We start from the raw sequence: 8,524 nt of genomic DNA on the forward strand, positions 1-8,524 counted from the left end.
GGCATGCCCTGGTTCGCCGTCGGCGACAACACGGACGACCACCCCAAGATCCTCGCGGCAGGCAACGCGGCTGTCGGCCTGTGGGTGCGCTGCGGCGCCTATGCGAGCGCCCACCTGACCGACGGGGTGATCCCCGGAGCGGTCGCGGCGAGGAGCGGCACTGCCACGCAGATCGCCAAGCTGCTCGCCTCCGGACTGTGGCACGAGGCCGGGCACGCGTGCGCACGCTGCCCGCAACCGCGGCGCGGCGATTACGTGATGCACGGCTACCTGGACGCCAACCCGAGTCGCCGCCAGGTCCAGGAGCGGCGTCGGCGCGCGGCCGAGAAGAAGCGCCAGCAGCGCAACCCGCCGCCGGACGGCGACGATTCCGCCGACGACCCGGGACCAAACTGTGCCCCGTCTGGCGAGGACTGCGCAGGCCAGCCGCCTGCGTCCCCGGGGGACGTCCAGCGTCCTCGTGTGCGCCCGGCCCCTCCCCGCCCCTCCCGCAGGGAGGGGGCTGGTGTGGGTGGGGAAGGTGCAGGTGGGTGGGGGCCGGCAGCGCGCCGGCACCCCCTGCCAGACGGCTTCTGGCCGGACGCGGCGGCGCTGGCGTGGGCGGCGGCCGACGGCCACCTGGACCGCCTCGGCGGTCCGGTCGGGCTGGCGGCCGTGACGGCGGCGTTCACGGACTGGCACCGCGGCCGCGCCACTCTCGGCGCGGACTGGCAGGCCATGTGGCGCAAGTGGGTGCGTGAGCAGCGGGAGCAGCCCGGACTCGTGTCGCCTGACCGCCCTGCCGGGCGCGGTCGCCGTGCTGCGGCACGCCGAAGGCTCGCCTCTGCAGCGCAGGTGAGCGTCGCGGACCGGCTCGCCTCGATCGAGACCGCGATCGCGCACGATCAGGAAGCCGAGCCCGCCACTGACCGGCCGTTGACGCTGCTGCCCAGAGTGCCAGCTGCCGGGGCCCGATCTGCAGGCGCGACACCGATGCTGGGGCAGCGGCCGCTGATGGCCGCGCTGCCCGGAGGGCGCGCGGATGCTCCTGACCTGCTGGAGGTGCTGGAGGCGATCGCCGACCACGGCCAGGCCCACGCCGTCGCCCTGTTCGGCTGGCGGGCGGTGGCGGCACTCCTCGTCGACGGCGCTGCGGCAGCCGGAGAGGCGTGAGCATGCTGCCGAGGCAAGGCCTCGCCCGGTGCCGCCGGTGCGGCACGGCCGTGCACTGGACCATCACCGCCGCCGGCGCGCGACTCGCCGTCGACGCGAATCCGTGCGCGATCGGCAACACCGCGGTCTACCGCGACGGTATCGGCACCATCCGCTCGCGCCGCCCGAATGTGGAATTGCCGCTGCTGTCGTACGAGCGGCTTCACCTGCCGCACGCGGCCACATGCCTCGCGCGGGCCCTGGAGAACAACCCTTCGCGTCGTCGTGTGTCTTGACGGTGTGGGGCCGAACCAGCCTGCCAGTCCAGTGGGCTGGCTGAGATCAGATCGACGGAGGAAGGGCGCGTGGCGCAGGAGTACGAGACGGTGCTGGCGGCGCTGCACCGTTGGGGGAACGTCCGGCCGACCGAGGGCGGCTGGCTGGCGCGCTGCCCAGCGCACGACGACCGGCAAGGTTCCCTGCTGGTGCTCGCGGCCGGGGACGGCCGAGTGGAGCTGGACTGTCTGGCCGACGGGTGCGAGACGCAGGACATTGCGGGGGCGCTGCGGCTGGGCCCGGAGTACGTGGTGGTCGCGCCGCCGGCGTTCGAGGACGGCCCGGGCTGGATCTGGCCCGGCTACGTGCCGTCGGCGGGCTTGAGCCTGATCGACGGCGAGGACGGCGTGAGCGCCCTGTCGGTGGCCTTGGACATCGCGGTGCGGGCGGCGACGGCGGCGGCCCTGCCCGACGGGCAACAGCCCCAGGCGGCGCGCACCGTGCTGGTACTCGCATCGCCGCAGACGGCCGAGCGGACGACGGGACTGCTGGAGGCCTGCGGGCCGGGCAGCGAGCGGATTGAGGTGGCCCCCGTGCTGGGTGGCCGCGGTGGGCAGCGAGGGCTGCGCCTGCCCGGCGACGCTGACCAGCTGGAGCGCCTCCTGCGCGAGCACCGCCCCGACCTGGTGGTGCTGGACCTCATGACGATCTGTCCGTACCGGGTACCCGTCGAGAGGGTGGTGCGGGCGCTCGCAGATCTCGCGCAGCGCGTCGGAACGGCGGTCCTGGCGGTCCGAGACGCCTCGAAGCGCGCGGGCTGGTCGTCCTCACGGCGGGCGCAGGAAGCGTCGCGGTCCTCGCACACGGCGGCGGTGCACATGGCTGTCCACGGTGCGGACGGCGCGATGGCGCTGGTGCCGGTGTTCAGCAGCGGGTGGGCGGTCATGGGCGGCTTGCAGTTCCGCCAGACAGGCCGGACCCGGCCCGTGGCGTGGAGCAGCCGCTTCGCGAGCGGGCGGGACGAGGCGATGAGCGTCGCGGACCTGTCGCGGCGGCGCCCGGCGAGTACTAGCGCCTACAGGCTCCTGGCCCGCATGTTGGCGGCCGGCCCGGCGCCGACCCGGGACGTGCTGGCGGCGGCTGCGGCCGTCGGGCTCGCCCCGCGAACGGTGCAGCGGGCACGGCGCCAGCTCGGGGTGGTGGCGTCGAAGACGGCGAGCGGCTGGGTGCTGGCCCTGCCGGACCGGGGCTCCTCGGTCGGAGGAGCCCCGGTCTCAGATCAGTGACTCGGCTGGGGGCCGCGCGGGGTGCTCGGGGTCGGGGAGGGGGCCGAGGTCGGGAGCAGGGTTGTGAGGGCGGTGGGGGACGGGGCGGGGGCCGTGACCGTCGGGGCGGTCACGATCTGCGTGGCCGTGATGGTCACGGTCACGGTCGGGGCGGGCTCGGTGATCGTGGCCGCTGGGGCGGTGACGGTGACCGTGGCAGGTGTCTCGGGCAGGGTGATGGCGGCCGGGCTCGGGGCGTCGGCGGGGCAGGCGGCCGCCGGGGAGAGGGCGGTCTGCGGGGCCATGGTGGGGGCCGCCGGGGCGGTGGCGGGCATCGGGTGCGTCGGGGCGGGACCGGTGGTCACGGCCACCGGGTTGGCCGGGGCGGTGGTCGGGTGGGTGCTGATGACCATGCCGGTGGTGAAGGCGGTGGTGATGGCGAAGGCGACTGCCGCGTGCCGGGCGGTGATTCGGGTGGTCAGGGCCATGGTTGGTCTCCTTGAGGTTGGGCCGGGGGTTCGCGGTCCCCGGCTGGCGGTACCAGCCTCGCAGATAAGTTGACCTAGGTCCACAAAAGAGAGCAAGGTAAATCTCTCGCGGGTTCCCTCGGCGCGACACCCGACCGCAGGTCCGGCACCGTGTCCTGCCGACCGACACGACCAGGAGGAACACGTGACCAGGCCACTGCCCGCGGTGCCCGCGCCGCGTACCAGCAGGCTCGGCCGCCGCCTCTACACGGACCTCGCCTCCTCGGCACCTGCTGTCCGCCGACGCTTCTACGCCACCCTTGACACCGGCGACTGGGCGCAGGTCCTCGCAGCAGCCGACGCCGAGGCCGGCACCCCCTACGCCCTCTGGGCCGACGACCCGGTCGGATTCGTGGAGGACGTCCTCGGCGAATCCCAGTGGAGCCGCCAGCGGGACATCCTCGAAGCGCTGGTCGACAACCGCCGAGTCGCCGTCCCGAGCTGCTTCGGATCCGGCAAGACCCACATCGCCGCCCGCGCCGCCGTCTGGTCCGCCGCCGTGCACCCGCCCGGCACCGCCCTCACGGTCACCACCGCCACCCGGGCCCGCCAGGTCCAGCGCCAGATGTGGCCCCACATCCGCCAGATCGTCGCCCGCGCCGGCCTGCCCGGCGACGTCGGCGTCACCCAGTGGAAGATGCCCGACCGCCACGGCTCGGACACCGTGGTCGCCTACGGGTTCAGCGCCCCGCCGCACGACGAGTCCGCCGTCCAGGGCATCCACGCGCCCCGCCTGATGGTCATTGTGGACGAGGCCGGCGGCATCGGCCGGATCATCGGCGCCGCGATGCGCGGCCTGCTCACCGGCGAGCACACCCGCGCCCTGCTGATCGGCAACCCGGCCACCGACGACGAGGGCAGCTGGTTCGAGCAGACCTGTGCCGACCCCACGGTCCGCGTGCTGCCGATCAGCGTCTACGACACCCCGCTGCTGTCCGGCGAACGCACCCGCCGCTGCCGTGCCTGCCCGCCCCAGGCACCCGCCCACCTGCTCGCCACCCACCTCGTGGACCCCCAGTGGGTGGAAGAGGCCATCCGCGACCACGGCGAGGACGCGCCCTTCGTCCAGGCGAAGGTCCACGCCCGCTTCCCCCGCGGCGGCCAGGCCCGCGCCATCCCCTCCTCCTGGGTCGAGCGCGCCAGCGACAACCCCGAACCGGACGGCCCCGACTACGTCGCCCTCAACGCCCTCGCCCTGGACGGCGAGACCAGCACCTACCGGGTGCGGCGCGGCGCCTGGGTCAGGCTCGGCGTCGACGTCGCCGCCGACGGAGGCGACGAGTTCGCCATCGCCCGCTCCGTCGGCGACCTGGTCGAGCTGCGCCACGCCACCGCCGGCCAGGACAACGCCGACCCCGTCGTCGTCGCCGGAGTCGTACTGCGGGAGATCAAGACCGCCCAGGACCTCGCCGCCGCGCTCGGCAGCACCGCCCCCGTACGCGTCAAGATCGACGGAGTCGGCATCGGCTGGGGCGTCGCCGGCCTGCTGGAAGCCTGGCGGCGCGAAGGCCTCCACCATGCGGAGATCGTCACCGTGCTCGCCAGCGAGAGCACGGGCCGGGACGACGAGGCCGCGACCCTGCGCCCCTCCAACAAGCGGGACGAGATGTGGCTGGCGATGCGATCGCTGCTGTCCCCCCACGGGCAGGGCACGCTACGCCTGCGCATCGACCGCCGCACCCAGGCCCAGATGTCCGCCCCAAAGCTGGAGACCAACTCGGGCGGAAGGACCGTGATCGAGTCCAAGCGATCGATGCGGCGGCGCGGTGTCAGCTCGCCGGACCGTGCGGAGGCGGTCCTGCTGGCCCCGTACGAGCCGCACACCGGTCGGCGCCGCGTCCGGGTGATCGCCTGACCGGTAACAGGGTAAATCAAGGCCCCTGTGCCCGAATTATCTGGCAATCCGTCAGTAATGAGTGATCCAACTATTCCCGTTGACACGGGAGATGAGTCGGGTTTTGATGGCATGTCTTCCGGGGGCGCGGCCGGTCAGATCCTGCGAAGGGGAGCCGCAGATTTGGCATGCTCGCGTTCTGTGGAGCGTGGTGATTCAGCGGAGGGGGGACCATGCCATCACTGGAACGTCTCATCGAGATGGTCGAATTCGGCCTGACGGAATTCCCGGGAACACCGCCGTGCGCCAGGGCGCGCGTCATCACCGCCGTTTGGCCTGTCCATCCCAACGCCAGACCCCAGGTCCGCGGCAGTCTGACGGGCACCCTCGCCGTCGCCGACCTGGACGACTGGGCCCAGGCCGACCCCGGCTTCGAGCGCCTCGTCAGCCGCACCGCGGGCGCCGGCGCCGCAGCGCTGGCCGTCGTCTCCACGACTGGCTACGCGCCCACCGAGCTCGTCAACGCCATGACCAAGCTGCGCGTGCCGCTCCTCACGCTGCCCGCCCGTACCTCCTGGGCCGACCTTGCCGAAGCGGTCACCCGCGAGCGGATGAACAACCTGCACCGGGCCATCGAGTGGCGCGACTGGCTGCTCGGGCAGGCGCGTGTCACCTCCGAGGCCCCGCACGCTGGCCGCATCGTGCGCTGGCTCGCCTCCGAGACCTCCAGCCGAGTCGTCCTGGTCGGCCGCGACGGAGCGCTCGCCGCCGTCGCCCCACAGCGTTCGGCCGACAAGCTCACTGCCGTCGCCGACAAGATCACGCAGATCGCCGCCGGCGCCCTCCAGTCCGCCGCCCTCGAGCACGACGGCCACCAGATCCGACTCGTCGCCGTCGGCAGCTCCCAGCCCCGCGCCGTCCTCGCCGTGGCCCGTGAGGCCCCCTTCGACCCCGGGCTCACCCAGATCATCAACCGAGCGGCCGACCTGATCTCCCTGCACCTCGCCGTCGAGGACGCCGACACCGACGTCCACAACCACCGGGCCACGGCCTCCGCGCTGCGCATCGCGATCCTGCAACTCCTGATGACCGGTGAGGTCTTCAAGGCCCAGCGAACCGCGGCCAGCCTCTACCCGGGGCTCCTCGACCAGGACACCGCCCGCGTCTACCTCCTGGAAACCCGCCCGTCCGAGCGCAATCACCTTGATGCGGAGTGCCGGCGCACCCTCGGGGCCCGCGCCCTCGTGGTGCAGTGCCCGGTCTACGACGAGCACCTGATCATCGTCGCCCCCCGCTCGTGCCCTGCCGAAGGCGAGGACGAAGTGGGCACCACCCTGACCCGCCTGGTCGCCGCCCAGCGCCACCGCTACCTCGGCGTGAGCTCCACCAAGCCCCTGGCCGAGACCGACCAGTCCTACCGCCACGCCCTGCGGGCCCTCGCCAACGCCAGGCTCGACAGCAGCCGGACCGCGCTCTACAACGAGCAGAGGCGGCTGCCCGAACTGCTCAACCGGCTTCACCCTGGCTGGGCCAGCGCCGTTCTGCGGCCGCTCCTTGTCCAGCGGGCGGCGGACCGGGACGTGCTGATCCAGGCCCTCAACCTCACCCTCCAGTCATCGGTGCGCGCAGCCGCCGAGCTCACCGGCGCCCATCGCAACACCGTCGCCAACCGTGTCCGGTCCGCGGCCGGCATCCTCGGAGTCGACCTCGACAGTATTCGCGACCGGGCACTCACCGCCGTTGCGCTGGAGGCCCTCATCGTGGACGAGTGCGCCGGCGAGACGCTCGACGCGGGTCCGGCTGACCTTCGGGAGTACCTGGCCGGTTCCGACGTCCGTGCGTGGAGGGACGAGTTCCTGCACCCGTTGTCGGGGGAGCTGGCGTGCACCCTCAAGGAGTGGGTGCGGGCCAACGGCGATACCGCCCGTACGGCCGAGGCCCTCGGCATCCACACGCAGACCGCCCGTAAGCGGCTGCGCCAGGCGACGAAGCACCTCCAGCGGGATCTGCTCAACCAGTCCGCCGACGCGTACGACGTCGTTCTTGCGATCTCCAGCCGGTACAACCTTCCTCTGCCGCTGCCTAGTTCGTAGGCCTGCACGCCTCGGCGATTCGCTACAGGCGGCGATGGAGCGTGCGCTGTCCGTGTCGATGTGCAACGGTGATAACCCAATTGTGCACTGATGAGATTCCCTTGAACATCGATCACCAACTACGGTCGACCGTGGGGGGAATCCCAAATCCGTAACTTCCGGAATGGAGAGGGAACTTGCTTACTCTTGCCGTGTTGGGGTCAAGCCAGCACGCAAATCAAACCGTGAACCGGCTCTCGGCTGCGCGATACCCAGTTCGTACCTGGGGCATACGGGGTGCCAACACCAGTGAGGCTAGCTGGACCGCGCACCCCACCCCGCGCGAGGCCGTCGAAGGGGCAGGAATGCTCCTCACCTTCATCGAGGAACTCGACGAGCTCCACGAAGTGCTCACCCACCCGGTCGCCGGCGCACTCGAAGCCCTCGACTCCGGGGCGTGGTGGCTCAACCTCGCACCCACGCCCGCCGGTACTGATCGTGAACTGCGCGACCTGGCACGGGCGAACAGCGTCACCTACCAGCACACGCCGATCTACGGGGCGAACGGCAGCCTGCTCGTCATCGGCCCCTCGATCGAAGACCGCTGCAGCCGCGCCGTCTGCGACACGATCCTGGGCGCGATCGGCCCGGTGATCCCGAACGGCACCGAGGCCGCACACGTAGCCGCCACCGCCCTGCCCCGCACCGCCGCAGCCGAACCGGTACTCACCGCCCTCGGCAGCCAACTGTGGGACGTCGAGGCATCCATGCTGGAAGACAACGGGCTTACAGCCCTCCGGCATTGACGGCACCGCTCCTTCGAGCCAACTCGAAGCCGCGTGCCACGAACGAGCCGGGACCCCACGCTACGGGCCCGGGCAGAACAGGACGCCGAACAACCGCTGCTTGCCAGCCGGCCCCACCCTCAGGGCGCCCGGTGGCGAGGGGAGTGCAGCATGACCACCGACAGCACCAAGACCGACGACACCACCAGCAGCCCCATCCACGAGTGGGTGATCGCCGCGTACGTCCCCGTAGACACGCAGGGCGCCGCCTACGCCCGCCGCCGCGGTGTCTACCGGGTGCCTGCCACGACCAAGATCCGGTCGGCAGATGTGATGTGCATCCGCTGCCGCAGGCCCTACGACGAGGTCTACGAACAGTTGTGCGCCGGCTCCGACCCGATGCTGCACGGAGGGCCGCTCGGCACTCGCAAGCGCCGTCCGGCGCCCGAGTACCGTCACCAGGTCGCCGCAGCGGAGAACTTCCGCAAGCCGGACCCCGGGGGTGCGGGCAACCGGATGCGGGATCAGCCGCCGGGACGCTAGTGTCCTGAGTCCTTGATCCGTCGTTGGTCAGTGCATGGGACGTCCTGGGCCGAGGCTGGCCGAGCTGGTGTTGTCGGATCACGAGCGGCAG

General features: G+C 72.1%; 8 protein-coding genes. 7 read left to right on the forward strand and 1 reads right to left on the reverse strand.

Annotated features, from left to right (window positions below):
- Positions 1 to 3: 3 nt before the first annotated feature.
- The 3 genes from ACFY2K_RS30555 to ACFY2K_RS30565 all read left to right on the forward strand — a co-directional run bounded on the left by ACFY2K_RS30555 (position 4) and on the right by ACFY2K_RS30565 (position 2,693).
- A complete protein-coding gene (locus tag ACFY2K_RS30555; RefSeq protein WP_387715789.1) occupies positions 4 to 1,152 on the forward strand; it encodes a hypothetical protein in 1,149 nt (382 codons plus the stop codon).
- A gap of 50 nt (positions 1,153 to 1,202) precedes the next feature.
- The gene (locus ACFY2K_RS30560) at positions 1,203 to 1,427 is read left to right on the forward strand and encodes a hypothetical protein (protein ID WP_387715792.1); all 225 of its coding nucleotides are present in this window, start codon (positions 1,203 to 1,205) and stop codon (positions 1,425 to 1,427) included.
- A gap of 69 nt (positions 1,428 to 1,496) precedes the next feature.
- Positions 1,497 to 2,693: a hypothetical protein gene (locus ACFY2K_RS30565; RefSeq protein ID WP_387715795.1), complete on the forward strand. Its 1,197-nt coding sequence runs from the start codon at positions 1,497 to 1,499 to the stop codon at positions 2,691 to 2,693.
- Here the strand turns inward: ACFY2K_RS30565 and ACFY2K_RS30570 are convergent.
- The gene (locus tag ACFY2K_RS30570) at positions 2,687 to 3,160 is read right to left on the reverse strand and encodes a hypothetical protein (RefSeq protein WP_387715798.1); all 474 of its coding nucleotides are present in this window, start codon (positions 3,158 to 3,160) and stop codon (positions 2,687 to 2,689) included. The genes ACFY2K_RS30565 and ACFY2K_RS30570 overlap by 7 nt on opposite strands.
- 184 nt (positions 3,161 to 3,344) lie before the next feature.
- Between ACFY2K_RS30570 and ACFY2K_RS30575 the strand changes: the two genes are divergently transcribed.
- The 4 genes from ACFY2K_RS30575 (at position 3,345) to ACFY2K_RS30590 (ending at position 8,433) form a co-directional block, all read left to right on the forward strand.
- Positions 3,345 to 5,054 (forward strand): hypothetical protein, encoded by a 1,710-nt coding sequence (locus ACFY2K_RS30575; protein WP_387715801.1) that lies wholly within the window; start codon positions 3,345 to 3,347, stop codon positions 5,052 to 5,054.
- Between the two features lie 212 nt (positions 5,055 to 5,266).
- A complete protein-coding gene (locus tag ACFY2K_RS30580) occupies positions 5,267 to 7,126 on the forward strand; it encodes a helix-turn-helix domain-containing protein (protein ID WP_387715804.1) in 1,860 nt (619 codons plus the stop codon).
- Positions 7,127 to 7,470: 344 nt separating this feature from the next.
- Entirely contained in the window at positions 7,471 to 7,911 is a 441-nt protein-coding gene (locus tag ACFY2K_RS30585) for a hypothetical protein (RefSeq protein ID WP_387715807.1), read from the forward strand.
- Between the two features lie 150 nt (positions 7,912 to 8,061).
- Positions 8,062 to 8,433 (forward strand): hypothetical protein, encoded by a 372-nt coding sequence (locus ACFY2K_RS30590; RefSeq protein WP_387715810.1) that lies wholly within the window; start codon positions 8,062 to 8,064, stop codon positions 8,431 to 8,433.
- The last annotated feature ends 91 nt before the right edge of the window (positions 8,434 to 8,524 follow it).

The sequence above is a fragment of the Kitasatospora sp. NPDC001309 genome (assembly GCF_042896295.1).
GTDB lineage: Bacteria > Actinomycetota > Actinomycetes > Streptomycetales > Streptomycetaceae > Kitasatospora.